Source organism: Enterobacter sp. UPMP701, assembly GCF_053709515.1.
This window is the reverse complement of sequence record NZ_JBSKJN010000006.1, coordinates 1-25,221: the sequence shown is the minus strand read 5'-3', so window position 1 is coordinate 25,221 and position 25,221 is coordinate 1. Positions and strand designations below refer to the sequence as shown.

Annotated in this window: 27 protein-coding genes and 1 other annotated feature; of the genes, 14 read left to right on the top strand and 13 right to left on the bottom strand. The window is 53.9% G+C overall.

What is annotated here, in order from left to right:
• Positions 1–88: 88 nt before the first annotated feature.
• The 3 genes from bamE to nadK all read right to left on the bottom strand — a co-directional run bounded on the left by bamE (position 89) and on the right by nadK (position 3,191).
• Positions 89–427, bottom strand: coding sequence for an outer membrane protein assembly factor BamE (gene bamE / locus ACWKXT_RS14390; RefSeq protein ID WP_008502502.1), 339 nt, complete (start codon positions 425–427; stop codon positions 89–91).
• A gap of 138 nt (positions 428–565) precedes the next feature.
• Positions 566–2,227 (bottom strand): DNA repair protein RecN, encoded by a 1,662-nt coding sequence (recN, locus tag ACWKXT_RS14385; RefSeq protein ID WP_454532699.1) that lies wholly within the window; start codon positions 2,225–2,227, stop codon positions 566–568.
• 85 nt (positions 2,228–2,312) lie between these two features.
• On the bottom strand, positions 2,313–3,191 hold the full coding sequence (nadK, locus tag ACWKXT_RS14380; protein ID WP_008502500.1) for an NAD(+) kinase: 879 nt from the start codon (positions 3,189–3,191) through the stop codon (positions 2,313–2,315).
• Positions 3,192–3,313: 122 nt separating this feature from the next.
• On the opposite strand from nadK, the gene grpE reads away from it, so the two are divergent.
• A complete protein-coding gene (gene grpE, locus ACWKXT_RS14375) occupies positions 3,314–3,907 on the top strand; it encodes a nucleotide exchange factor GrpE (protein WP_008502499.1) in 594 nt (197 codons plus the stop codon).
• A gap of 50 nt (positions 3,908–3,957) precedes the next feature.
• Here the strand turns inward: grpE and ACWKXT_RS14370 are convergent, their stop codons facing one another.
• Positions 3,958–5,244, bottom strand: coding sequence for an HlyC/CorC family transporter (locus tag ACWKXT_RS14370; RefSeq protein ID WP_032644905.1), 1,287 nt, complete (start codon positions 5,242–5,244; stop codon positions 3,958–3,960).
• A gap of 19 nt (positions 5,245–5,263) precedes the next feature.
• Positions 5,264–6,055: a cytochrome C assembly family protein gene (locus ACWKXT_RS14365; RefSeq protein WP_014884879.1), complete on the bottom strand. Its 792-nt coding sequence runs from the start codon at positions 6,053–6,055 to the stop codon at positions 5,264–5,266.
• Positions 6,056–6,221: 166 nt separating this feature from the next.
• Here ACWKXT_RS14365 and ffh point away from each other — a divergent pair, with 166 nt between their 5' ends.
• From ffh to ACWKXT_RS14330, 7 genes are all read left to right on the top strand, one after another.
• Positions 6,222–7,583 carry a signal recognition particle protein gene (ffh, locus tag ACWKXT_RS14360; RefSeq protein ID WP_014884878.1) on the top strand — a complete coding sequence of 454 codons (1,362 nt, stop codon included), beginning with the start codon at positions 6,222–6,224 and terminating at the stop codon, positions 7,581–7,583.
• Between the two features lie 116 nt (positions 7,584–7,699).
• A complete protein-coding gene (gene rpsP, locus ACWKXT_RS14355) occupies positions 7,700–7,948 on the top strand; it encodes a 30S ribosomal protein S16 (RefSeq protein ID WP_022649067.1) in 249 nt (82 codons plus the stop codon).
• 15 nt (positions 7,949–7,963) lie between these two features.
• Positions 7,964–8,503: a ribosome maturation factor RimM gene (gene rimM, locus ACWKXT_RS14350; RefSeq protein ID WP_454532698.1), complete on the top strand. Its 540-nt coding sequence runs from the start codon at positions 7,964–7,966 to the stop codon at positions 8,501–8,503.
• Between the two features lie 31 nt (positions 8,504–8,534).
• Positions 8,535–9,302, top strand: coding sequence for a tRNA (guanosine(37)-N1)-methyltransferase TrmD (gene trmD / locus ACWKXT_RS14345; RefSeq protein WP_003863138.1), 768 nt, complete (start codon positions 8,535–8,537; stop codon positions 9,300–9,302).
• Positions 9,303–9,345: 43 nt separating this feature from the next.
• Positions 9,346–9,693 (top strand): 50S ribosomal protein L19, encoded by a 348-nt coding sequence (gene rplS, locus ACWKXT_RS14340; RefSeq protein WP_002914145.1) that lies wholly within the window; start codon positions 9,346–9,348, stop codon positions 9,691–9,693.
• Positions 9,694–9,824: 131 nt separating this feature from the next.
• Complete coding sequence (locus ACWKXT_RS14335) at positions 9,825–10,229, top strand: DUF2946 domain-containing protein (protein WP_454532697.1); 405 nt, start codon at positions 9,825–9,827, stop codon at positions 10,227–10,229.
• A gap of 39 nt (positions 10,230–10,268) precedes the next feature.
• Positions 10,269–11,639: a PepSY-associated TM helix domain-containing protein gene (locus ACWKXT_RS14330; protein ID WP_454532696.1), complete on the top strand. Its 1,371-nt coding sequence runs from the start codon at positions 10,269–10,271 to the stop codon at positions 11,637–11,639.
• 3 nt (positions 11,640–11,642) lie between these two features.
• Here the strand turns inward: ACWKXT_RS14330 and ACWKXT_RS14325 are convergent, their stop codons facing one another.
• From ACWKXT_RS14325 to ACWKXT_RS14310, 4 genes are all read right to left on the bottom strand, one after another.
• On the bottom strand, positions 11,643–12,128 hold the full coding sequence (locus ACWKXT_RS14325; RefSeq protein WP_454529121.1) for an OmpA family protein: 486 nt from the start codon (positions 12,126–12,128) through the stop codon (positions 11,643–11,645).
• 12 nt (positions 12,129–12,140) lie between these two features.
• The gene (gene dgcN / locus ACWKXT_RS14320) at positions 12,141–13,361 is read right to left on the bottom strand and encodes a diguanylate cyclase DgcN (protein ID WP_454529120.1); all 1,221 of its coding nucleotides are present in this window, start codon (positions 13,359–13,361) and stop codon (positions 12,141–12,143) included.
• On the bottom strand, positions 13,354–13,890 hold the full coding sequence (locus ACWKXT_RS14315; RefSeq protein ID WP_454532695.1) for a YfiR family protein: 537 nt from the start codon (positions 13,888–13,890) through the stop codon (positions 13,354–13,356). The genes dgcN and ACWKXT_RS14315 overlap by 8 nt, the downstream gene beginning before the upstream one ends.
• Before the next feature lie 153 nt (positions 13,891–14,043).
• On the bottom strand, positions 14,044–14,418 hold the full coding sequence (locus ACWKXT_RS14310; protein WP_454532694.1) for a DUF2799 domain-containing protein: 375 nt from the start codon (positions 14,416–14,418) through the stop codon (positions 14,044–14,046).
• Positions 14,419–14,633: 215 nt separating this feature from the next.
• Here ACWKXT_RS14310 and aroF point away from each other — a divergent pair, with 215 nt between their 5' ends.
• The 3 genes from aroF to ACWKXT_RS14295 are packed head-to-tail and all read left to right on the top strand — an operon-like array spanning position 14,634 to position 17,769.
• The gene (gene aroF / locus ACWKXT_RS14305; RefSeq protein WP_008502474.1) at positions 14,634–15,704 is read left to right on the top strand and encodes a 3-deoxy-7-phosphoheptulonate synthase AroF; all 1,071 of its coding nucleotides are present in this window, start codon (positions 14,634–14,636) and stop codon (positions 15,702–15,704) included.
• 10 nt (positions 15,705–15,714) lie between these two features.
• Positions 15,715–16,836, top strand: coding sequence for a bifunctional chorismate mutase/prephenate dehydrogenase (gene tyrA / locus ACWKXT_RS14300; RefSeq protein WP_454532693.1), 1,122 nt, complete (start codon positions 15,715–15,717; stop codon positions 16,834–16,836).
• Positions 16,837–16,896: 60 nt separating this feature from the next.
• Positions 16,897–17,769: an SMP-30/gluconolactonase/LRE family protein gene (locus ACWKXT_RS14295; RefSeq protein WP_454529086.1), complete on the top strand. Its 873-nt coding sequence runs from the start codon at positions 16,897–16,899 to the stop codon at positions 17,767–17,769.
• On the opposite strand, the gene pheA is transcribed toward ACWKXT_RS14295, so the two are convergent.
• The 4 genes from pheA to bamD all read right to left on the bottom strand — a co-directional run bounded on the left by pheA (position 17,766) and on the right by bamD (position 20,540).
• Positions 17,766–18,926, bottom strand: a complete 1,161-nt coding sequence (gene pheA, locus ACWKXT_RS14290; RefSeq protein WP_454532692.1) for a bifunctional chorismate mutase/prephenate dehydratase — start codon at positions 18,924–18,926, stop codon at positions 17,766–17,768. The two genes, ACWKXT_RS14295 and pheA, sit on opposite strands and share 4 nt — an antisense overlap.
• Positions 18,927–18,956: 30 nt before the next feature.
• Positions 18,957–19,082 (bottom strand) — a sequence feature (Phe leader region).
• Positions 19,034–19,081, bottom strand: a complete 48-nt coding sequence (gene pheL / locus ACWKXT_RS14285) for a pheA operon leader peptide PheL (protein WP_100249759.1) — start codon at positions 19,079–19,081, stop codon at positions 19,034–19,036. Its footprint overlaps the feature before it by 48 nt.
• Positions 19,083–19,192: 110 nt before the next feature.
• Positions 19,193–19,534, bottom strand: coding sequence for a ribosome-associated translation inhibitor RaiA (gene raiA, locus ACWKXT_RS14280; protein WP_008502470.1), 342 nt, complete (start codon positions 19,532–19,534; stop codon positions 19,193–19,195).
• 268 nt (positions 19,535–19,802) lie between these two features.
• On the bottom strand, positions 19,803–20,540 hold the full coding sequence (bamD, locus tag ACWKXT_RS14275; protein WP_454532691.1) for an outer membrane protein assembly factor BamD: 738 nt from the start codon (positions 20,538–20,540) through the stop codon (positions 19,803–19,805).
• Positions 20,541–20,671: 131 nt separating this feature from the next.
• Between bamD and rluD the strand changes: the two genes are divergently transcribed.
• From rluD to clpB, 3 genes are all read left to right on the top strand, one after another.
• Entirely contained in the window at positions 20,672–21,652 is a 981-nt protein-coding gene (rluD, locus tag ACWKXT_RS14270) for a 23S rRNA pseudouridine(1911/1915/1917) synthase RluD (RefSeq protein WP_454532690.1), read from the top strand.
• Positions 21,649–22,380 (top strand): purine nucleoside phosphorylase YfiH, encoded by a 732-nt coding sequence (yfiH, locus tag ACWKXT_RS14265; protein ID WP_454532689.1) that lies wholly within the window; start codon positions 21,649–21,651, stop codon positions 22,378–22,380. Before rluD ends, yfiH begins: the two co-directional genes overlap by 4 nt.
• A gap of 129 nt (positions 22,381–22,509) precedes the next feature.
• The gene (gene clpB / locus ACWKXT_RS14260; RefSeq protein WP_454532688.1) at positions 22,510–25,083 is read left to right on the top strand and encodes an ATP-dependent chaperone ClpB; all 2,574 of its coding nucleotides are present in this window, start codon (positions 22,510–22,512) and stop codon (positions 25,081–25,083) included.
• The last annotated feature ends 138 nt before the right edge of the window (positions 25,084–25,221 follow it).

The window sequence follows — 25,221 nt, the reverse complement described above, 5'->3', positions numbered from 1 at the left end:
TCCCCTCACCCTGTCCCCAAAGGGGCGAGGGGATAAAGAAAACAAAAAAGGTGCTCATTGAGCACCTTTTTGCATTTCTGACTTCTGATTACTTGGTCAGGGCGGGTTTATTGTCGATGTTAGTCAACACACCAGCGCTGCTGAAGGTCAGAGTCAGGGTCTGCTGGGTCGCATCTTCGTGGCCCGGCTTCTGACGGAATACATAGAACCAGGTGTTAGTGCCGAACGGATCGGACATCATCGGGGTTCCCAGTGCATAAGCGACCTGCTGTTGTGTCATCCCCACGCGGATTTTGGACACATCGTTAGGGGTAAGGTAGTTCCCCTGGTTGATGTCAGGACGGTAAACCACTTTCTCCAGAGTGGAACAGCCTGCGGTCAACATCAGAAGAACCGCTGCAGCAGCGGTCAGCATTTTACAACGCATAGTGATTTGATTCCTTTTCGGGCCCGAGCAGAACGCGGCTCATATGTAATATGCCGATGATAATAGACCTTGCCCCACTTTGAAACCGGTCTGGCGGCGTTTTTGTTGTTCTGTATGACTCTGAGATCCCGAAAAAGTTTACGCCGCCAGCAGTTCTTTCGCGTTCGCAAGTGTATTACGCGTGACTTCGCTACCACCGAGCAGGCGTGCCAACTCCTGCAGGCGCGCGCGTTTATCCAGCGGCCTCATGTGCGTTTCGGTCATTTCGCCATCGGTTTCTTTGCTGACGATAAAGTGATGATGACCACAGCCCGCAACCTGAGGCAGGTGGGTGACACACATCACCTGCGTTGATTCGCCCAGCTGGCGCAGCAGTTTACCCACCACCGCCGCCGTTGGGCCGCTGATGCCGACATCCACTTCATCGAAAATCAGCGCCGGGGTTTCCATTTTACGCGCGGTGATCACCTGAATCGCCAGTGCAATACGCGACAGTTCACCGCCTGAGGCAACTTTAGAAATAGCCTGCAGCGGCTGCCCCGGGTTGGTGGTAACGCGGAACTCGATGCGATCCGCACCTTCTGCCGTCAGGTGGTTCTCTTCAAAGCGAACATCAATAGTGAACACACCGTGCGGCATCGCCAGCGTATGCATGCTGTCGGTGATGTGCTGGCTGAGTTCCTGAGCGTAATGCTGACGGATCTCATGCAGTTTCTTCGCAGTGGTCAGCGCCTGCTGATGATGCAGATTCACGGCCAGAGAGAGGGTTTCCTGTGAGTCCGCCTGATCGTCAAGCTGCTGCTGTTCTTCCAGCAGAGACTGGTAGAAGCCTGGCAGTTCTTCCGGCGTAACATGGTGTTTGCGCGCCAGTGAGATCTGACGGGAAATGCGCTGTTCCAGCTCAAACAGACGGTTCGGGTCGAGATCCAGACGTTCACAGTAGTGGCGCAGTTCGTCACTGGCTTCGGAGATCTGAATCGCCGCTTCTTCCAGCATATCCAGGACGCCAGAAACCTTACTGTCCATGCCGACCAGTTCGGTGACCAGCTGGCGGACGTTATACAGCTGGCTCTGAAGGTTAACGTCTTCGCCATCTGCCAGCATGCTGAGGGCATTCTGGCTGGTTGAGAGCAGGTGGCCGCTGTTGGCGAGGCGCTTGTACTCTTCGTCAATTTGTTCAAACTCACCCGCCTGTGGGTTGAATTCGTTCAGCTCTTTAAGCTGGTACGCCAGTAGCTCTGCACGCGCGGCGCGTTCCTGGCTTTGCTGCTGATGCTGGGCGAGCTCGCGGCAGCTCTGATGCCACTGGCGATAGTGCTCCGCCATAAGCTGAGTAAGTGCGTACTCACCCGCATAGCCATCAAGCAGCGCTTTCTGCTGTTCTGGTTTGACTAATTGCTGGTGCGCGTGCTGACCGTGAATTTGGATAAGCAGCTGGCCGAGTTCGCGGAGCTGAGAGAGCGGGACTGCCGTGCCGTTGATAAAGCCACGCGAGCGTCCGTCGCTGCTGATCACGCGGCGAAGTAAACACTCACGTCCATCTTCGAGCTGATTCTGTTCCAGCCAGCGCTGGGCCGCAGGGGTGTCTTTCAGAGAGAAACGCGCGCACAGGTCAGCACGGTTTGCGCCCATGCGCACCATGTCGCCCTCTGCACGGCCGCCAAGGCACAAGCCGAGGGCATCAATGGCAATGGATTTACCCGCACCGGTTTCCCCGGTGATCGCCGTCATGCCGCTGTGGAAATCGATCTCAAGCTCACGAACAATGGCAAAGTTGCTGATGGTCAGTTGTGCCAGCATAATTGTTTTCCTGTATGAAAAACCATGACTGTGTTTTCATACAGTATAAACTGGTTTTTTATACAGTAAAGTCCTGGATGCAAAATCAGAACAATTTTTTTGACCAGCCAAGCTTCGAGCTTAATGTATTGAAATAGCTGTAATCTTTCGGGTGAATCAAATTCAGGTGGTAATCACACCGGCGAATAAGAACATCTTCACCTTCCTGGATCGGCAGCGCAATCTGGCTGTCGCAGCTGATCTCCAGGTCGTTACGGCGGTGCGAGAAGCGCAGGCGTATCGTACTGTCGCCGTTTATCACCAGCGGGCGGGCGGAGAGCGTGTGCGGGAACATCGGCACCAGGGTAATTGCATCCAGAGAGGGCGTCAGGATCGGGCCGCCCGCAGAAAGCGAGTAGGCGGTTGAGCCGGTTGGGGTGGAGATAATCAGCCCGTCAGAACGCTGGGAGAAGGCAAAGATTTCGTCGATATAAACTTCAAACTCAATCATGTGCGCCACTTTACCGGGATGAAGCACCACCTCGTTAATCGCGGTGCTGATGCGCTTCTGACAGTCCTGCTGGCACACCTGCGCTTCCAGTAAAAAGCGTTTTTCGCTGATATAGTGACCTTCCAGCACATCGGCCAGCTGTTGCTGCGCGTTGTCCGGGTCGAGGTCGGTTAAAAAGCCGAGATTGCCACGGTTGATGCCGATGACCTTGATGTCATAACGCGCCAGCGTGCGCGCCGCGCCGAGCATGTTGCCGTCGCCGCCCACCACCACGGCGAGATCGGCCTGCTGGCCAATTTCCGCCAGCGTGCCGGTTTTGACGCTCTTCAGCTGCAGCTCCTGCGCAATCTGCTGCTCGACCATCACTTCATAGCCTTTGCTACACAACCAGCGATACAACATTTCATGTGTCGTCAATGCGGTAGGGTGACGCGGATGCCCGACGATCCCAATACACCTGAAATGATTATTCATTTTCTGGAGGTCCTTGTGCCTGATGAATGATGACAATCTCTCTTGTTCCCTTGAATCCAGGAAACTGATCCCCATAATAAGCGAAGTTAGCGAGATGAATGCAGAAAAACGCGGAGAAATTCATGAGTAGTAAAGAACAGAAAACGCCTGAGGGGCAAGCCCCTGAAGAAATTATCACGGAACAGCACGATGAAGTTGAGGCTGTAGAGCCAGACGCATCTGCTGAGCAGGTGGACCCGCGCGATGAAAAAATTGCGAATCTGGAAGCCCAACTGGTAGAAGCACAGAATCGCGAACGCGACAGTGTTCTGCGCATCAAGGCGGAGATGGAAAACCTGCGTCGTCGCACCGAGCAGGACGTTGAGAAGGCGCATAAATTTGCGCTGGAGAAATTCGTCAACGAACTGCTGCCGGTCATCGACAGCCTCGATCGCGCGCTGGAAGTCGCTGACAAAGCGAATCCGGACAACGCGGCGATGATCGAAGGTATCGAACTGACGCTGAAATCCATGCTCGACGTGGTGCGTAAGTTTGGCGTGGAAGTGATTGCTGATACCGACGTCCCGCTGGATCCAAACGTTCACCAGGCCATTGCGATGGTGGAATCTGAAGAGATTGAAGCCGGTAAAGTGCTGGGCGTGATGCAGAAAGGTTATACCCTGAACGGCCGTACCATTCGCGCTGCAATGGTGACCGTGGCGAAAGCGAAAGCCTAATTTGCTACCTGTAGGCCGGGTGGCGGCGTTCGCCTTACCCGGCCTACATTTTATTCGGCAATACTTTCCCGAAGTGGCGTGACGGGCAGCACCTTCACCTGCTTGATCATATTGTCCTGCACGTCCAGGATATCAATATCGTACTGCTCAATGCGCACCCGCGTGCCCGCCGCCGGGATCTCTTCCAGCGCTTCCAGAATCATCCCGTTCATGGTACGAGCTTCATCTTCCGGCAAATGCCAGTTAAAGGCTTTGTTGAGTTCACGGATGTTTGCGCTACCGTCAATCAGCACCGAACCGTCGTTTTGCGGGGTGACCTCTTCCGCGAGGGAAGGCGACATTGACGTGGTAAAGTCTCCGACAATCTCTTCCAGAATATCTTCGACCGTCACCAGGCCCTGAATATCGCCGTACTCATTGACTACCAGTCCGACCTTCTTCTTGTTGCGCTGGAATTTCACCAGCTGCGTGCTGAGCGGTGTTCCTTCCGGTACGTAGTAAATTTCGTCGGCGGCGCGCAGCATCACCTCTTTAGTGAACTCTTTTTTCTCGGTCATCAGACGGTAGGCTTCGCGAACGCGCAGCATGCTGATGGCGTCATCCAGCGAGTCGCGATAGAGCACGATGCGCCCGTGCGGGGAGTGCGTCAGTTGACGGACGATGGCTTTCCAGTCGTCGTTAATATCAATCCCGACGATTTCATTGCGCGGTACCATGATGTCATTAACGCTCACCTTCTCCAGATCCAGCACCGACAGGAGCATGTCCTGATTGCGCCGGGAGATCTGCGAGCGGGATTCGTTCACGATGGTGCGCAGTTCCTCTTTACTGAGCGCACTGCTGATAGTGACATCCGCTTTAATTCCTACCATCCGCATCAAAACGCGCGTCACCATGTTCAGTAGCCAGACCAGCGGCATCATCAGGATCTGCAGCGGCGCCAGCAGGAAGCTGCTCGGGTAGGCCACCTTTTCCGGGTAAAGCGCTGCGATGGTTTTCGGCAGCACTTCGGCAAACACCAGCACCACAAACGTCAGCACGCCGGTGGCAATCGCGACCCCAGCGTTGCCATACAGGCGCATCCCGACGATAGTGCCGAGGGCAGAGGCCAGAATGTTGACAAGGTTGTTGCCGATAAGTACCAGGCTTATCAGCCGATCCGGCTTGCGGAGCAGTTTTTCAACACGACGGGCGGCACGGTTACCCTGTTTAGCACGATGACGTAACCGGTAGCGGTTTAAGGTCATCATGCCGGTTTCCGAGCCGGAGAAATAGGCGGAGATGACCACCATGACGATCAGGATAACGATCAGCGTGGTGGTAGAGATGTGTTCCAGGGGGAACTCCTTTTGTTACTTAGCCAGCAAATTGCTGTATGAAGCGGCTGCCAAAATAGGCAAGGGTGAGAATGCCCGCACCCGCGACGTTGAACCAGACCACGCGGCGACCGCGCCAGCCTTCATGATAATGGCCCCATAACAGGACAATATAGACAAACCACGCGATGATTGAGAGCACGGCTTTATCGATATTCTCCACGCTGAACAGGTTCTTCATGTAGAACAGGCCGGTGCAGAGGGTTAACGTCAGCAGCACCACGCCCACCTGGGTGATGTGGAACATCTTACGCTCGATGACCATCAGCGGCGGCATTTCATGGTTAAACGCCAGTTTTTTATTCTTCAGCTGGTAGTCAATCCAGGCGAGCTGCATGGCGTAAAGCGCCGCAATAATCAGCGTCGCATAGGCAAAGAGCGACAGGCCGATATGCACCAGCATCCCCGGAGTAGCTTCCAGATGCGTAATGAATTCATTAGGCATAAAGGTAGCGAGAGCCAGATTGATCAGCGCGAAGGTATAGACAATCGGCAGCAGCAGCCAGCCGCGATTTTTAGACGCGACGATGGTCATTACCGTACAGATCATCAGGCTGACCAGCGAGCCGACGTTGAGGACGCTCAGATTTTGCACGCTGCCGTCGCCGGGGATGATGCGTGATTCCAGCGCAAACGCGTGGCTTATCAGTGCGATAACCGCCGAAAGAATAGCCATACGTCGCCAGCCGCTGTTTTTTTGCAGCAGTCCAGGAACGATCAGCGCAAGGCTGACAGAGTAGGCAACAAGGGCGATCAGTGCGAAAACAGGCATATAGGCATCGACAGTTGTCTTAATAAGAAAGAGAAGCAGTATAACGTTACGTGACGCCTGCTCCAACCGTTGCATAACAACAAAGGCGCCTTCATGTTATACTCCGGCAAAATTCTGTGTATGTGTCGCTCGATGCGACCCAACGTTTCTACTCAGGCGAGAGACAATGTTTGATAATTTAACCGATCGTTTGTCGCGCACGCTGCGCAACATCAGCGGCCGCGGACGCCTTACTGAAGAGAACATCAAGGAAACGCTGCGCGAAGTGCGCATGGCGCTGCTGGAAGCAGACGTGGCGTTGCCGGTTGTTCGTGATTTTATCAACCGCGTTAAAGAGAAGGCGGTTGGTCATGAAGTTAACAAGAGCCTGACGCCGGGTCAGGAGTTCGTCAAAATCGTTCGTAATGAACTGGTTTCGGCGATGGGCGAAGAGAATCAGGTGCTTAACCTGGCAGCTCAACCACCGGCCGTGGTGCTGATGGCGGGTCTGCAGGGCGCGGGTAAAACCACCAGCGTCGGTAAGCTGGGTAAATTCCTGCGAGAAAAGCACAAGAAAAAAGTGCTGGTTGTTTCGGCGGACGTCTATCGCCCGGCGGCAATCAAACAGCTGGAAACGCTGGCCGAGCAGGTCGGCGTGGATTTCTTCCCGTCCGATGTGGCCCAGAAGCCTGTTGACATCGTTAACGCCGCGCTGAAAGAGGCGAAGCTGAAGTTCTACGACGTGCTGCTGGTGGATACCGCCGGTCGTCTGCACGTTGACGAAGCGATGATGGACGAGATCAAACAGGTGCATGCCTCTATCAACCCGGTAGAGACCCTGTTCGTTGTCGATGCCATGACCGGTCAGGATGCGGCGAATACCGCGAAAGCGTTTAACGAAGCGCTGCCATTAACCGGCGTGGTGCTGACCAAAGTAGACGGTGACGCCCGCGGCGGTGCGGCGCTCTCCATTCGTCACATCACCGGTAAGCCGATTAAATTCCTCGGCGTGGGCGAGAAAACTGAAGCGCTCGAACCGTTCCACCCGGACCGTATCGCCTCGCGTATCCTCGGCATGGGCGACGTGCTGTCGCTGATCGAAGATATCGAGAGCAAGGTTGACCGCGCGCAGGCTGAAAAGCTCGCCAGCAAGCTGAAAAAAGGCGACGGTTTCGATCTGACTGACTTCCTTGAGCAGCTGCGTCAGATGAAAAACATGGGCGGCATGGCCAGCCTGATGGGCAAGCTGCCGGGCATGGGCCAGATCCCTGACAACGTGAAAGCGCAGATGGATGACAAGGTGCTGGTGCGTATGGAGGCGATCATCAACTCGATGACGCTGAAAGAGCGCGCTAACCCGGACATCATCAAAGGTTCCCGTAAACGCCGTATCGCAGCCGGTTGCGGCATGCAGGTGCAGGACGTTAACCGCCTTCTGAAACAGTTCGACGACATGCAGCGCATGATGAAGAAAATGAAGAAAGGCGGCATGGCGAAGATGATGCGCGGCATGAAAGGGATGATGCCTCCCGGTTTTCCAGGGCGTTAATCGCTTTTGAGATTGCTTTTTGCCCGAAAATGAGTAAAATTTTCGGGCTTTTAATATGACACCCGGGCTCCGTTCCTCGATGGGGCCCGGTTGTTTTATTCACACAAGAGGATGTTATGGTAACTATTCGTTTAGCACGTCACGGCGCTAAAAAGCGTCCGTTCTACCAGGTTGTTGTGACTGACAGCCGTAATGCACGCAACGGTCGCTTCATCGAGCGCGTTGGTTTCTTCAACCCACTGGCCTCTGGCGCAGAAGAAGAAACTCGTCTGGATCTGGATCGTATCGCTCACTGGGTTGGCCAGGGCGCTACTGTTTCCGATCGCGTTGCTACGCTGATCAAAGCAGCAAACAAAGCAGCTTAATCTGTCACGGTGGTCATGATGAGCAATAAAGCACCTGTTGAACCGATCGTATTGGGAAAAATGGGTTCTTGCTACGGTATCCGTGGTTGGCTCAGAGTGTTTTCCTCCACTGAAGACGCTGATAGCATTTTTGATTACCAGCCCTGGTTTATCCAGAAAGCCGGTAAGTGGGAAGAGGTCGAGCTGGAAAGCTGGCGTCACCACAATCAGGACATCATCATCAAGCTGAAAGGCATTGACGATCGTGATGCCGCGAATGCGCTGACTAATTGTGAAATTGTCGTGAATTCGTCGCAGTTGCCACAGCTGGAAGAAGGCGACTACTACTGGAAAGACCTTATGGGTTGCCAGGTAGTCACCACTGAAGGTTACAGCCTGGGGAAAGTCATCGATATGATGGAAACCGGGTCAAATGACGTTCTCGTCATTAAGGCAAACCTGAAAGATGCATTTGGCATCAAGGAGCGGTTGGTTCCGTTCCTCGATGGACAGGTTATCAAGAAAGTCGATCTCACTACTCAAACGATTGAAGTAGATTGGGATCCTGGTTTTTAAATTCTCCGGATAAACGGTAAAAGACGGCGCTATGTGGATTGGCATAATTAGCCTGTTTCCTGAAATGTTCCGCGCGATTACCGATTACGGGGTAACTGGCCGGGCAGTAAAGAATGGCCTGCTGAGCATCCAGAGCTGGAGTCCTCGTGACTTTACTCATGACCGGCACCGTACCGTGGACGATCGTCCTTACGGCGGCGGACCGGGGATGCTAATGATGGTGCAACCCTTGCGGGACGCCATTCACACAGCAAAAGCCGCGGCAGGTGAAGGCGCAAAGGTGATTTATCTGTCACCTCAGGGACGCAAGCTTGATCAAGCGGGCGTGAGCGAACTGGCGACGAATCAAAAGCTGATTCTGGTCTGTGGTCGCTACGAAGGGATAGATGAGCGCGTAATTCAAACCGAGATTGACGAAGAATGGTCTATCGGCGATTACGTTCTCAGCGGTGGTGAGTTACCCGCAATGACGCTGATTGACTCCGTCGCCCGGTTCATTCCGGGGGTACTGGGCCATGAAGCTTCGGCAACGGAAGATTCCTTTGCCGATGGATTGCTGGACTGTCCACACTATACTCGTCCTGAAGTGTTAGAAGGGATGGAAGTACCGGCGGTGTTACTGTCTGGAAACCATGCCGAGATACGTCGCTGGCGTTTGAAGCAGTCGCTGGGCCGAACCTGGCTTAGAAGACCTGAACTTCTGGAAAACCTGGCTCTGACTGAAGAGCAAGCAAAGTTGCTGGCCGAGTTCAAAACTGAACACGCGCACCAGCAGCATGAACATGATGGGAAAGCGTAATACGCTCCCGAATATCAGTTTACCCAGGATAAGAGATTAAATTATGAGCAACATTATTAAGCAACTTGAACAAGAGCAGATGAAGCAGGACGTACCTTCCTTCCGTCCAGGTGACACCGTGGAAGTGAAAGTATGGGTTGTTGAAGGTTCCAAAAAACGTCTGCAGGCATTCGAGGGCGTGGTTATCGCTATTCGTAACCGCGGTCTGCACTCTGCATTCACTGTTCGTAAAATTTCCAACGGCGAAGGCGTTGAGCGTGTCTTCCAGACTCACTCTCCGGTAGTTGACAGCATTGCTGTTAAACGTCGTGGTGCTGTACGTAAAGCTAAACTGTACTACCTGCGTGAGCGTACTGGTAAGTCTGCTCGTATTAAAGAGCGTCTGAACTAAGATTCGCTTAAGCGACATCCTGTTAGAAAGGGCTGGCCGAAAGGCTGGCCCTTTTTTATCCCATCGCACCGCTCGTGTTAACCCTTCCGTCATAAATCATTTACAATGTTCGCCTCTCAGGTGGAGGGTAAGTGGATAACGTACTGCATCAGCATAAATGGAAACGCGCAGCGGCATTGACCGCGCTGTTTGCGATCCTGCTGATCGTGGTGGCGCCGCTTATCTCCGTCTCGCTGCAAAAAGATCCCATGAGCGCCATGCCGGGCATGCACCATGACATGAGTATGATGTCGATGGATGAGCATCATAGCGATATGCCGCACACGATGCCTGTCGACCATGCGGAAGCGTGCGGCTATTGCGTCCTGTTAGCGCATGTCCCTGGCGTGATGCTGGCGCTGATCGTCCTGCTCTGCGTGGTGCTGCAGAGGTTTCGCATTAAGCCACCGCGCCAGGTGGTCAGCCACTGGCACTTTTTCCCCTGGCTTTACCCTGATACCCGCGCGCCGCCGCGGCAGTCTGCTTTTTCCCTTTAAAAACGAAATCGATAACTTTTTGCCTTAAAAAGGAAAAGTATGACTACCTGCACGCCGCGCGCGGCATGGGGAAACCTGCTGCGTCGCCTCCATTTCTACATCGGGTTGTTTGTCGGCCCGTTTATCTTCTTTGCCGCGCTGACCGGTACGCTGTATGTGGCGACTCCACAGCTGGAGAATGCGCTCTACCGCCACGCGCTCCACACGAATTCCGTGGGTGAGCCGAAGCCGCTGGCAGAACAAATTGCCGTGGCAGAAAAAGCCGTTGGTTCAAATGCGCGCTTACACGCGGTTCGCCCGGGGCTGGCTGAAGGTGAAACCACCCGCGTGATGTTTGCTGACCCTGCGCTTGGGCCCTCGGAAAACCGGGCGATCTTTATCGATCCGGTAAGCCTGGCGGTGCTGGGTGATATGACGGTATACGGCACCAGCGGGATTTTACCGCTGCGTCAGACCATTGATTATCTGCATACCTCTCTGATGCTGGGCGATATCGGGCGGCTCTATAGCGAACTGGCCGCTTCCTGGATGTGGGTTGCCGCACTGGGCGGTATTGCCCTGTGGTTTTATACCCGACCAAAACGGCGGATCAACAATCGCTTCCAGAACCGTCGTCGGGTGCATGTCACCCTGGGCTGGATATTACTGGGAGGCATGCTGCTGTTTTCTGCAACCGGCCTGACCTGGTCTCAATGGGCTGGGGGGAACGTAGATAAGCTGCGCGCTGAGATGAACTGGCTGACGCCGCAGGTAAATACCACCCTTTCCGGTGCGCCGGAAATAATGGATGAACACGCCGAACACCGAGGCCATCACGGCGGAATGATGATGCCAGAAATGGCGATGGATCTGACGCAGTTTGATGGCGTATTAAGCGCGGCGCGTCAGGCGGGAATCGATGCCAACCGGCTGGAGATCCGCCCGGCGAAAACAATGGATCGCGCCTGGACGGTGACGGAAATCGACCGCAGCTGGCCGACTCAGGTGGACGCCGTTGCGGTTGATCCCACTACGATGCAGGTGCTGGACAGCACCCGATTCGAGGATTTCCCGCTAATGGCAAAGCTGACCCGCTGGGGTGTGGATTTCCATATGGGGATCTTATTCGGGCTGGTGAATCAGCTGCTGCTCATTGCGTTCGGTCTTGCCCTGTGTGTGCTTATCATCTGGGGATACCGGATGTGGTGGATGCGTCGTCCGGCGCAGTCTGCAGTGAACCCGGTGCAGACGCTTTGTCAGAGCTGGCTGGCGCTGTCAGGATGGGGGAGAGCCGTTACGGTGATAATCAGCGTACTGCTGGGGCTGGCTTTGCCGGTCATGGGCGTGAGCCTGGCGCTGTTTGTTCTGGTGGACTGGCTGCGCTGGCGAGCGGCAACCAGGGTGGCGCTCGCCGAAACATCCGCTAAATAACCCCTATGGCGTGCTGATAACCACTGCGACGCGGCGGTTTTCAGCGCGCCCTTGCGGGGTGCTGTTGCTCGCAACCGGGTATTTTTGACCTAATCCCTGCGTGGTGAGATTACTGCGCGGGATATTCGCCCCTTTCGCCCAGGCGTCGGCCACGGCATTGGCGCGTTTTAATGACAGCGCTTCGTTGTAGCTTGCTTCCCCGTAATTATCCGTGTGTCCGTCCATTCGAGCGTGGTTCAGGCCGGTTTGTGCCAGGCGAGAAGCCATGGACTGGATCTGTTTTTCACTTTCCGGGCGCAGTCTGGCGTCATTCTTATCAAAGAGGATAGTGTCCGACATACCAAGCGACCAGTCGCCGTTCAGTTCGTTAAAACCGTATGACTTCATCGCCGCGATTTGCTCAGGAGTAAATTTGCCTTGAGGAGGCGACTGACAGCCTGCCAGAACCATTGAGGCCAGGACTAACGGCGCGAAGTATCGTTTTAACATAGAATTTCCTTTCTAACTTATTGTTTTTGTACGCTGGTTTTTCACCTGGTACATATTGCGGTCGGCTTTCTCCAGTAAAGCTTCCACGGAGGCATTTTCCCACGCCAGAGCAAAGCCAATGCTGAGTGACATCGATGCTTTTTGTCCGTTATGCAGATCAAACGGACGGATAAACTGCCGCGCTAACGCAGCACAAATGTGTTGAACCTCTGGTTCAGAATGCACGCCATACAGCACCATGGCGAATTCGTCACCGCCAAGGCGATATGACTGATGACGTTTGTCGCCAAACTCCATCATCCTGCTGGCGACTTCAATCAGCACGCAGTCGCCTGCCGCGTGTCCCCAGGTGTCGTTAATAAACTTAAAATTATCACCGTCAAGGAAGAGCAGGGCAGTGTTTGTTTTTGCCGAGGGGTCATTCATTAATGCCGCAATGCTGTTACGAAACGCAGCGCGGTTAGCAAGACCGGTGAGCGGGTCGTGCATGGCGGTACGAAGCAGCTGGGCGTTTTTCGCCTGGAGCTTTAGCTGCCACTCCTCCATCTCGTCCAGCAGGCTGTTGAAGTCTTCTCCAAACTGATGGAATTCTTCAATGCGCCCATCTTTCACCCGGCGGGAGAAGTTGCGGTTTGTGCGGACGTCATGCACAACGTCGGTGATATTTTGCAGCGCCGTGACCATGCCGCGATGCAGAGACTGAGTAATGGTAAGTGCGACGACGGTAGCAAAAAGAATACAGCCGGTGAGAACGGCGAACGACATCCAGATGAAATGGCTGATAAGGCTGTCACGCGCGGTAAGACGAATTTCACCGATCTTCGCGCCATTGTGCAGGATGGGCTGTGAAACAGGAACGGGGAAAAGCCAGCGGCTGACCAGCGCCCCCAGCGTGTCGTTATTATCCTTCGGGTTCCAGGACCAGAAAGCAAAACGCTTATTATGCACGTTGATGACTTCCGCCACGGCGAACTGTCCCTGCTTACCCAGGGCGGCGAGCGTTTCGTTGGCCGCCAGCGAGTCGTTGAACACCAGCGAGGCTTCCAGGCTGTGGCTCATTGTGGCGCCGGTTAATTCTAGATTCTTTTGCGCATATTGTTTTAATGTTACGACGGAGGCAAAACAGAGCAGCAGCCATATTAACGTCATCGTGATGATGACGCTTATCATGTTGATTCGTCTGAGCGTTCTTTTAAACGTTGGACGCGGTGTCGTCGTGAAATCTTTATCCATGCTGCTTATTCCGTGCAAGCATTAATACATCCGGATTGACTCTTACACCACTGCGCGTCAATGCATCCAGGTTGACGGAGAACCGTACCTGGCCGCGATCGATTATCAGGCAAAAGGCACTGCCAATAACACATTCCGGATTTTGCTCTGAGATTAATAGCAATGCTCTGCCCTGATATTGACTTATTAATTCAAGTTGTTTTGCAGGTGGTTCCGCCCCGAAATAAACAGCATCGCACGTCGCGGCCAGAGCTTCCCGATCGTTACGAACAATAACGGGCGTATAAGGTAACTCGTTTTGCCCATCCTTGCTGCTGAGCGCATGCGTGTAATGAGAAGAGGCATAGATGCAGAGTTTAGGCTGCCCAGTGAGTGACGGCCATCGCGTGTAGCTCACAATCCCTGAGACAATCGAACGTATCGATTTATCCGTTTCCGTAAGTGTGCCTGCCGCGGCAGGGCCCACCATAAGGAACAGCAATAGCACCAGAGTGAGTCGGAAAAAAGAGATCAAGTATGAATTTCTCACCAGAATCCGCCACGTCGCTCCGGAAATAGATGTCCATAAGAGTTGCGGGCAGAATACCATTGTTTATCAAAGCCGTCATTATGTCAGAAATAGCGTAATGCTGACCTAAGCTAAATCCTACAGTTGTTTATTTCATGGCGAATAAAAAAAGACTTAATTAAGCCTGCTGGAACGCATGCTTTCATCTAATCCTTTTTGCCATGAATCATGCAGTTTCGCTGCATTTTCAACGGTATCACAACTGGCGGGAAAAGATTTGCCCGCTAATCCCCAGGCATGAATAAAACCTTCTTCACACACTTTCTGCTGGCCATCAGCATAGCCGCGAAGATATTCACTACGATCAACGTGGGGGTCGTTAAAACTATCGGCCAGGGTCTGGTTATCTTTAACCGGCGAACCATTCATTGCGTCTTCTTTACCCGTACTGAACCAGTCAGGGCTCGTCCAGTCGGGCTGGAATGTGTAAGGATTAATCTGGCAGCCCGATAAAAACAGCGACAACAGCACGAGAGCAATTGAGCGCATAGCCATTCTCCTTTTTTCTTCAGCATAGCCTGGCGCTTGAAAAACCGCTGTGTAATTTAAACTTTACATATATGGCGGTCTGTTTTTGCTTTAAATTGAGAGGTGTAAAGTAATATTTACGTATTTTGGATTGAAATCTTTACTTGTTATGGTATCGTTGCTTCACCTCATTGAGGAAAACAACTATCGCAAACGAGCTTTACAGGATCGCTATCATGCAAAAAGACGCGCTGAACAACGTACATATCACTGACGAACAGGTTTTGATTACCCCGGATCAACTGAAAGCAGAATTTCCGCTGAGCGTCGCGCAGGAGGCTCAGATTGAGCACTCACGCCAGACCATTTCTGACATCATCGCCGGCCGCGATCCGCGTCTGCTGGTGGTCTGTGGGCCTTGTTCCATTCACGATCCTGAAACCGCCATTGAGTACGCCCGTCGATTTAAAGCATTAGCGGAGGAGGTCAGCGATAGCCTCTACCTGGTAATGCGCGTCTATTTTGAGAAGCCACGTACGACCGTTGGCTGGAAAGGATTGATTAACGATCCGCACATGGATGGCTCGTTTGATGTGGAAGCTGGCCTGAAGATTGCGCGTCGTCTGCTGGTGGAGCTGGTCAGCATGGGGCTGCCGCTGGCAACCGAAGCGCTGGATCCAAACAGCCCGCAGTACCTGGGCGATCTGTTCAGCTGGTCTGCAATTGGTGCGCGTACCACTGAGTCGCAAACCCACCGCGAGATGGCGTCTGGCCTGTCGATGCCGGTTGGCTTTAAAAACGGCACCGATGGCAGCCTGGCTACCGCCATCAACGCCATGCGCGCCGCCGCCATGCCGCACCGTTTCGTCGGTATCAACCAGGCGGGCCAGGTTTGCCTGCTGCAAACGCAGGGCAACCCGGACGGTCACGTGATCCTGCGCGGCGGGAAAGCACCTAACTACAGTCCGGCGGACGTGGCGCAGTGTGAAAAAGAGATGGAGCAGGCGGGACTGCGCCCGGCACTGATGGTAGATTGCAGTCATGGTAATTCGAATAAAGATTACCGTCGCCAGCCTGCGGTTGCGGAATCCGTGGTCGCGCAGATCAAAGACGGCAACCGTTCTATTATCGGGCTGATGATTGAGAGCAATATTCATGAAGGCAATCAGTCATCTGAACAGCCGCGCAGCGCGATGAAGCACGGCGTCTCCGTGACGGATGCCTGCATCAGCTGGGAAACCACCGATGCGCTGCTGCGAGAGATCCATAAAGATTTAAGCGGCCAGCTGGCGACGCGTCTGGCTTAAGAGGGTAGTTATGGTTGCTGAATTGACCGCACTGCGCGATCAAATTGATGAAGTGGATAAGGCGCTGCTGGATCTGCTGGCGCGCCGCATGGCCCTGGTTGCTGAGGTCGGCGAGGTTAAAAGTAAATACGGCCTGCCGATTTACGTTCCGGAGCGTGAGGCCTCTATGCTCGCCTCCCGCCGTAAAGAGGCGCAGGCGCTGGGCGTTTCGCCGGACTTGATTGAGGATGTTCTGCGTCGCGTGATGCGGGAGTCCTATTCCAGTGAAAACGACAAGGGCTTCAAAACCCTCTGTCCGTCCCTGCGTCCGGTAGTCATTGTCGGCGGGGCAGGACAGATGGGGCGCCTGTTCGAGAAAATGCTGACGCTTTCTGGCTATCAGGTGCGCATTCTGGAAAAAGAGGATTGGGCGCGAGCACCGGAACTGATGAAAGATGCCGGGATGGTTATCGTCAGCGTGCCCATCCACGTGACGGAGCAGATCGTCGGGAAGCTTCCTCCTTTACCGAAAGATTGCATCCTGGTGGATCTGGCCTCCGTCAAAAATGGTCCGCTGCAGGCGATGCTGGCTGCGCATACCGGCCCGGTGCTGGGTCTGCACCCGATGTTTGGCCCGGACAGCGGTAGCCTGGCGAAGCAGGTGGTGGTTTACTGCGACGGTCGTCAGCCGGAAGCCTACCAGTGGTTCCTGGAGCAGATTCAGGTCTGGGGCGCGAGGCTGCATCGCATTAGCGCGGTCGAGCACGATCAGAACATGGCGTTCATTCAGGCGCTGCGCCACTTTGCGACGTTTGCCTACGGCCTGCATCTGGCGGAAGAGAACGTGCAGCTTGAACAGCTTCTGGCGCTCTCTTCACCTATCTATCGTCTGGAGCTGGCGATGGTCGGTCGTCTGTTTGCGCAGGATCCACAGCTTTATGCCGACATTATTATGTCTTCCGAAAACAACCTGGCGCTGATCAAGCGCTACTATCAGCGATTTGGCGAAGCCATTACGCTGCTGGAGCACGGAAACAAGCAGGCGTTTATCGACAGCTTCCGCAAGGTCGAGCACTGGTTTGGCGATTACGCGCAGCGTTTCCAGAGTGAGAGCCGGACGCTGTTGCGCCAGGCAAATGACAGTCGCCAGTAATGCGATGATGTATATACTGAAAGCCAGCAATGCTGGCTTTTTTCATTTTGGGGAACTGTCATGGCCGAACCGCAGCTGCTGTTGAATTACACCGGGCATCTGCCCGAATGCCCGACGTGGAGCGCCGAAGAGCAGGCGCTCTACTGGGCCGATATTCTGGAAGGAGAGATCCACCGCTACCATCTGCCGGCGGAGGAACATACCGTGCTGTCCTTCCATGAAGAGGTAGGCTGCTTTGCTCTGAGAGAGCGTGGCGGCTTTATCGTCGCCATGCGCAACGGTATCTGGCTTGCCGATAAGCATGGTCTCCTGCAGCGCAAGGTATGCGATAACCCCTCTAACCCGCAGTTAGCCCGTTTTAACGATGGAGGCACTGACCATCAGGGGCGGTTCTATGCGGGTACGTTCTGGGGGCCGGGGGATTACAACGGTGCCCTGCTGATGCGTATTGATAACGACCTGACGCCGAAAGTGATCCAGTGTGATATCCACGGGCATAATGGCTTAGCGTTTAGCCCGGATAAGCAGTGGATGTTTACCTCAGATACGCCAAACGGTGTGATCTATCGTACGCCGCTTGATGAGCAGGGCGAACCCGGCAGGCGCGAGGTGTTTCGTCAGTTTAAAGAGGGGGAAGGGATACCGGATGGTGCGGCGATGGATGTGGAAGGCTGTTACTGGAGCGCACTGTTTGACGGCTGGCGTATCGCACGTTTTTCACCGCAAGGGGAGCAACTGGAAGAGTATCGACTGCCGGTACGCTGCCCGACGATGGTCTGCTTTGGCGGCGATGATATGAAAACGCTGTTCATTACTACCACGCGGGAAAATATGGACGCGGAGGAGGTGGCGAAGTACCCGCTCTCTGGCGCCATCTTCACCCTGCCGGTGAGTGTGGCAGGGATGAAGAAAAGCCGCTTCTTCGAACGTTAGCTCGGATCGACCGGTACGACGTTTTCGCTCGGATAGCAGCCCAGCACTTTCATGGAGCGTGTGATCTCGCCCAGCTCGCGCAGGGCTTTTTGCATGGAGGCAGACTCCAGGTTGGCCTGAATATCAAGATAGAACATCTCTTCCCACGGGTTACCGTGGATTGGGCGTGATTCCAGCTTCGTCATGATCAGGTTGTGATTACGCAGTACCAGCAGGGCTTCAACCAGCGCACCGGCCTGTTGGCCGGTGGCCATCAGCAGCGTGGTTTTCGCTGGCACCTGGTCTGACACGTTGATTGCCTTGCGGGCCAGCACCACGAAGCGGGTGATGTTTTGCGTCTGGTTTGCCAGGTTGCGTTCCAGCACCTGTAAACCATACAGCGCGCCGCCCGCTTCGCTGCCGAGCGCAGCGACGGTTGGGGAGTTAGCCTGCGCCACTTTTTCCATCGCCGCCGAGGTGCTTTCGGTGTACTCAATTTTCCAGTTCGGATAACGGTTCAGGAACTGGCTGCACTGCTGGAACGGCTGTGGATGGCTGTATACCGTTTCGATCTTGCTCAGGTCGGTTGAGCCGGAGACCAGCACGCAGTGATCGATAGGGATCGTCAGCTCGCCGACCAGCGACAGGCTGGTGTGCTGGAGCAGATCGTAGACGTCATTAATCGCGCCGGAACTGGTGTTTTCAATAGGTACGACGGCGTAATCCGCCTGGCCGGTCTCAACCTGATTGAAAATGTCGGCAAACTTCGCACAGCCGCTTTCAATAAACTCTTCGAAATGGCGGGCTGCGTACTGGCGCGCTGCGAGATGGGAGTAGGAGCCTTTTGGCCCGAGGAAGGCGATGCGTGCAGAGTGCGGGTTGGTTTTGTTCAGATGCTGCTGGAGCAACGCTTGCTGGGTGAGAACGGAATCTTCAATGATGAGCTGGAACAACCGGGTGATGTAGTGGGCATCGAGGTGATGCGCTTTACCGAGCTGGATCAGACGCTCCAGCAGATCGCGCTCGCGGTCGATATCACGTACCGGACGATGGGAGTCCAGCTTGGCTTTGCCCACTTCGATGGCGAGTGCGCGGCGTTCGGCCAGCAGCGCCAGTAATTTCTCGTCCAGCGCGCTGATTTTTACGCGCAAATCCAGTAACGGGTTTTCCGGTGTCATAGTGTTGCCTGTCTCATTTTATCGTTATCAATAAAAAAGGCCCCCCGGTGTGGGAGGCCTTGTTGTTCGTCTTCGCATTCTTTATCACACGACGAAACGCCTCCCGTTCAGGGGAAGGTAAAAAAGAATGCGAAGAAGAACGGCGTGAGTTTCATAAAGTCATCCTGTGATTGATACCGTTAAGGTACCCGCACTGTTTTCACCCTGTCAATAAAAAACAAAAAACGCGCCCGAAGGCGCGTTGGCGGTACACTCAATTTAAAGGATTACTCTTCTTCAACTTCTTCCGCAAAGCTTGCGTCTTTCACCGATGTAGTGGCGCGACGGGCTTCGCCTTTGTGTTGCACTTTATTGAGCTGCCGTTCCAGCTTGTTGATCAAATCGTTAATAGCGGTGTACATATCCTCATGTTTTGCGCTGGCGACCAGATGGCCGTTTGGAGTATTGATAGTTGCGTCAGCGATGAAACCCTGCGGCTCCTTGGACAGGATGATATGTGGATTAATCAAATGTGTTTGCCATTTATCCAGTTTGGCGAGACGGTCTGCGACGTGCTGGCGAATTGCCGGAGTAATTTCCATTTGTTTACTGGTAATGTTCATTGTCATAAATTTTACCTCTTGTCTTTCCGTCTTGGTGATTCCAGCATACCCGACCCAATGTCAAAATGTGTGATTTAGATCACGTTATTTTGTCGGTTTTTGTCAGGGAATCTTTTTTGTGAGGCAGGACAGGAAGAGGTGAGATTTACCTTGTCGAAGGCAAAAATTGGGGCCATAGTTGACTGGATGTGTTGAGGCTAAAGCGCTTCAGCGACGCTCTGAAATGAATAAAAAAACGGCAGCTTTCGGGCTGCCGTTTTGCCTTGAGGTAATATCAGGTGTTGCTGCTGTTGGCGGCGATGATTTTCGCCACTTTTTCAGCCTGAGCGGTCATCTGCATCTGACGGTAAGCATTTTCCATCAGCTTCAGGCCGTCACGCGTAGCCTGAGTATCCGGATAATCACGCAGCATACCTTCTACGCGGTTAACCACGGCAACCCATGCGCCGCGGCGGGTATAGTATTCCGCAACGGAGTATTCATATTTCGCCAGACGATCTTTCAGGAACACCAGACGTTTGGTGGCGTCGGTCACGTACTGACTGTTCGGATAGCCGCGCACCAGTTTGGAGAAGTCATTGAAGGCATCACGCGCGTGCTGCGGATCACGGTCGGAACGATCCACGCCGAAGAAGCCCTGCAGAGCACTGTCGTCCAGCGCCATGTTGGTGAGGCCGCGCATGTACACCACATAGTCGATGTTAGGATGAGTCGGGTTCAGACGCATGAAACGATCGATAGTTGCCTGAGCCAGCGGCAGGTCGGCATTTTTATAGTAGGCGTAGATAAGATCTAACTGTACCTGCTGCGAATACGGACCAAATGGATAGCGATTATCCAACGCTTCCAGTTGCGTTATCGCCTGTTTCCAGTTACCGTCCTGCAACTTTTGTTGTGCAGTCGCATAGATTTCATTCGGCGGATTGTCAGGGACCTGTTCATTCGAACCGGAGCAGCCCACCAAAGCCAGGCTCAACGTGGCCGCTGCCACCAGATATTTCATGCGCGTCATGACGTTTTGACTTTCCTCAAATGTTTGTCCGGGAGAAACTCTGTTCCTGCTCCCGATTAAGACCAGCTACAATAGCACACTATATTAAACGGCAAAGCCGTAAAACCCAACGTTAAACAAAGAAGCAGTTTATGGCACAACGAGTACAACTCACCGCAACAGTCTCCGAAAATCAGCTCGGTCAACGCTTAGATCAGGCTTTGGCCGAATTGTTCCCTGATTATTCGCGTTCACGCATAAAAGAATGGATCCTTGACCAGCGCGTGCTGGTAAACGGCAAGATCTGGGACAAACCAAAAGAGAAAGTGTTTGGTGGGGAAGCAGTTGCCATCAATGCTGAAATCGAAGAGGAAATCCGCTTCGAGCCGCAGGATATCCCACTGGACATCGTCTATGAAGATGATGACATTCTGGTGATCAACAAGCCGCGCGATCTGGTTGTTCATCCGGGCGCGGGAAATCCTGACGGTACGGTGCTTAACGCACTTCTCCATTATTATCCGCCGATCGCGGATGTCCCGCGCGCCGGCATCGTTCACCGTCTGGATAAAGACACCACCGGTTTGATGGTGGTGGCGAAAACGGTTCCTGCTCAGACCCGTCTGGTGGAATCGCTGCAGCTGCGTGAAATCACCCGCGAATATGAAGCGGTGGCGATTGGGCACATGACCGCTGGCGGCACGGTAGAAGAGCCAATCAGCCGTCACCCGACGAAACGTACCCATATGTCGGTGCATCCGATGGGTAAACCGGCGGTAACGCACTATCGCATTATGGAGCACTTCCGTATTCATACGCGCCTGCGCCTGCGCCTGGAAACCGGTCGTACTCACCAGATCCGCGTGCACATGGCGCACATTACCCATCCGCTGGTGGGGGACCAGGTGTACGGCGGTCGTCCGCGTCCGCCAAAAGGCGCGTCGGATGAGTTCATCAGCGTACTGCGTAAATTCGATCGTCAGGCACTGCACGCGACCATGCTGCGTCTGTATCATCCGATTACAGGAATTCAGATGGAATGGCATGCGCCTATCCCGCAGGATATGGTGGAACTTATTGACGCCATGCGTGCTGATTTTGAAGAACATAAGGATCAAGTGGACTGGTTATGACCAAACTGATTGTCCCGGCGTGGCCACTGCCTGAGAGCGTGGCTGCCTGCAGTTCAACCCGTATCGGTGGCGTAAGCCAGGACGCGTGGGCGTCTTTGAACCTCGGTGCGCACTGCGGCGACAACCTGGAACACGTTGAAGAGAACCGTAAGCGTCTGTTTGCTGCGGGTAACCTGCCGTCGAAACCGGTCTGGCTGGAACAGGTTCATGGTAAAGCAGTGCTGAAGTTGACGGGGGAGCCCTATGCTTTTAAACGCGCTGATGCCTCGTACAGTAATACGCCGGGAACCGTTTGTGCGGTGATGACCGCCGATTGTCTGCCAGTGCTGTTTTGTAACCGTGCTGGTACGGAGGTGGCAGCAGCGCACGCGGGCTGGCGTGGCCTGTGTGAAGGTGTGCTGGAAGAGACCATTGCCTGCTTTAATGATGAGCCAGCCAATATCATGGCCTGGCTTGGCCCGGCCATTGGCCCTCGTGCTTTTGAAGTGGGGCCAGAGGTTCGTGAAGCATTCATGGAAAAAGATCCGCAAGCAGTGGAAGCTTTCCTGCCCTCGGGAGATAAATATCTGGCCGATATTTATCAGCTTGCCCGCCAGCGCCTGAATAATACTGGCGTGACCCAGATCTTCGGCGGAGATCGCTGTACCTTCACCGAAAAGGATGATTTTTTCTCTTATCGCCGCGACAAGACGACGGGGCGTATGGCAAGTTTCATTTGGCTGATATAACCTAAAGAATCAAGACGATCCGGCACGTGCCGTTTTCTTTTCACATAATTCAGGTCATTAACCTTGAATAATTGAGGGATGACCTCATTTAATCTCCAGTAGCAAATTTGACCTGTTATGGGAGGAGTTATGCGTCTGGATCGTCTTACTAATAAATTCCAGCTTGCTCTCGCCGATGCCCAGTCCCTCGCACTGGGGCACGACAACCAATTTATCGAACCTCTTCATTTAATGAGTGCCTTGCTGAATCAGGAAGGGGGATCGGTACGTCCTTTATTAACGTCCGCTGGCATTAATGCTGGCCAGTTACGCACCGCTATCGATCAGGCGCTGAGCCGTTTACCACAGGTAGAAGGTACCGGCGGCGACGTGCAACCGTCGCAGGATCTGGTACGCGTGTTGAACCTTTGCGACAAGCTGGCGCAAAAACGTCGGGACAACTTTATTTCGTCAGAGCTGTTTGTTCTGGCGGCGCTTGAATCACGCGGTACCTTGACCGACCTGCTGAAATCTGCCGGTGCAACCACCGCCAATGTGACTCAGGCGATTGAGAAAATGCGTGGAGGTGAAAGCGTGAACGATCAGGGAGCCGAAGACCAACGTCAGGCCTTGAAGAAATTTACGGTCGATCTGACCGAGCGTGCCGAACAGGGCAAGCTTGATCCGGTTATCGGCCGTGACGAAGAGATCCGCCGTACGATTCAGGTGCTGCAGCGTCGTACCAAAAACAACCCGGTACTGATTGGTGAGCCTGGTGTCGGTAAAACCGCCATCGTTGAAGGGCTGGCGCAGCGAATCGTGAACGGCGAAGTGCCGGAAGGCCTGAAAGGCCGCCGCGTGCTGGCGCTGGACATGGGCGCGCTGGTGGCCGGTGCGAAATACCGCGGTGAGTTCGAAGAGCGTCTCAAAGGCGTGCTTAACGACCTGGCGAAACAGGAAGGCAACGTCATCCTGTTTATCGACGAACTGCATACCATGGTTGGAGCCGGTAAAGCGGACGGCGCGATGGATGCCGGGAACATGCTGAAACCTGCGCTGGCGCGTGGTGAACTTCACTGTGTCGGCGCCACTACGCTTGATGAGTATCGCCAGTATATTGAGAAAGATGCCGCTCTTGAACGTCGTTTCCAGAAAGTGTTTGTTGCCGAGCCAAGCGTTGAAGATACCATCGCGATCCTGCGTGGTCTGAAAGAGCGCTATGAGCTGCACCACCACGTGCAGATTACTGACCCGGCCATCGTTGCCGCGGCGACGCTTTCTCATCGTTATATCGCTGACCGCCAGCTGCCGGATAAAGCGATCGACCTGATTGATGAAGCGGCTTCGAGCATTCGTATGCAGATTGACTCGAAGCCGGAAGAGCTGGACCGACTCGACCGCCGCATCATTCAGCTCAAGCTGGAACAGCAGGCGCTGAAGAAAGAGTCTGATGAGGCGAGTAAGAAACGCCTGGATATGCTTAACGAAGAGCTGGACGATAAAGAGCGCCAGTATTCTGAGCTGGAAGAAGAGTGGAAAGCCGAGAAAGCTTCCCTTTCCGGCACCCAGACGATCAAAGCAGAACTGGAACAGGCAAAGATTGCTATTGAGCAGGCGCGTCGTGTCGGTGACCTGGCACGTATGTCTGAACTGCAGTACGGCAAAATCCCTGAGCTGGAGAAACAGCTTGAGATCGCGACGCAGTCTGAAGGCAAAACGATGCGTTTGTTACGTAATAAAGTGACAGATGCGGAAATTGCCGAAGTGCTTGCTCGCTGGACCGGTATTCCCGTGGCGCGCATGCTGGAAGGGGAACGTGAAAAACTGCTGCGCATGGAGCAGGATCTGCATAATCGCGTTATTGGCCAGAACGAAGCGGTTGAAGCGGTTTCCAACGCTATTCGTCGTAGCCGCGCAGGGCTTTCCGATCCTAATCGCCCGATTGGTTCGTTCCTGTTCCTGGGGCCAACCGGCGTCGGTAAAACAGAACTGTGTAAAGCGCTGGCTAACTTTATGTTCGACAGCGATGACGCGATGGTGCGTATCGATATGTCCGAGTTTATGGAAAAACACTCCGTCTCGCGTCTGGTCGGTGCGCCTCCGGGATATGTCGGTTATGAAGAAGGCGGTTACCTGACGGAAGCGGTGCGCCGTCGTCCTTATTCCGTCATCCTGCTGGATGAGGTGGAAAAAGCGCACCCTGATGTGTTCAACATCCTGCTTCAGGTCCTGGATGATGGTCGTCTGACCGATGGGCAGGGGAGAACGGTCGACTTCCGTAATACGGTAGTCATCATGACCTCGAACCTGGGTTCCGATTTGATTCAGGAACGTTTCGGTGAACTGGACTATAGCCATATGAAAGATCTGGTGTTGGGTGTGGTGAGCCATAACTTCCGTCCGGAGTTCATCAACCGTATTGATGAAGTGGTGGTATTCCATCCTCTGGGTGAGAAACACATCGCGTCTATTGCGCAGATTCAGCTGCAACGTCTGTACAAACGTCTGGAAGAGCGTGGATATGAAATCCATATCTCCGACGAGGCGCTGAAGCTGCTGAGCGCGAATGGTTACGATCCGGTATACGGTGCGCGTCCATTGAAACGTGCTATCCAGCAGCAGATCGAAAACCCGCTGGCGCAGCAGATTCTCTCCGGAGAGCTGATCCCAGGCAAAGTTATCCGTCTGGAAGCCAACGACGATCGCATTGTGGCAGTGCAGTAAGTCACAAAACGCAAAAACGAGCCGCTTGCGGCTCGTTTTTGTTTAAAAACCAGGCGAGAATTGAGGTCTGGGATGTGATTTGCCTGGAAAATGAGCAGTCAGTAAATAATTTTCACTTTATTCTTGCAGCCTCAGAAT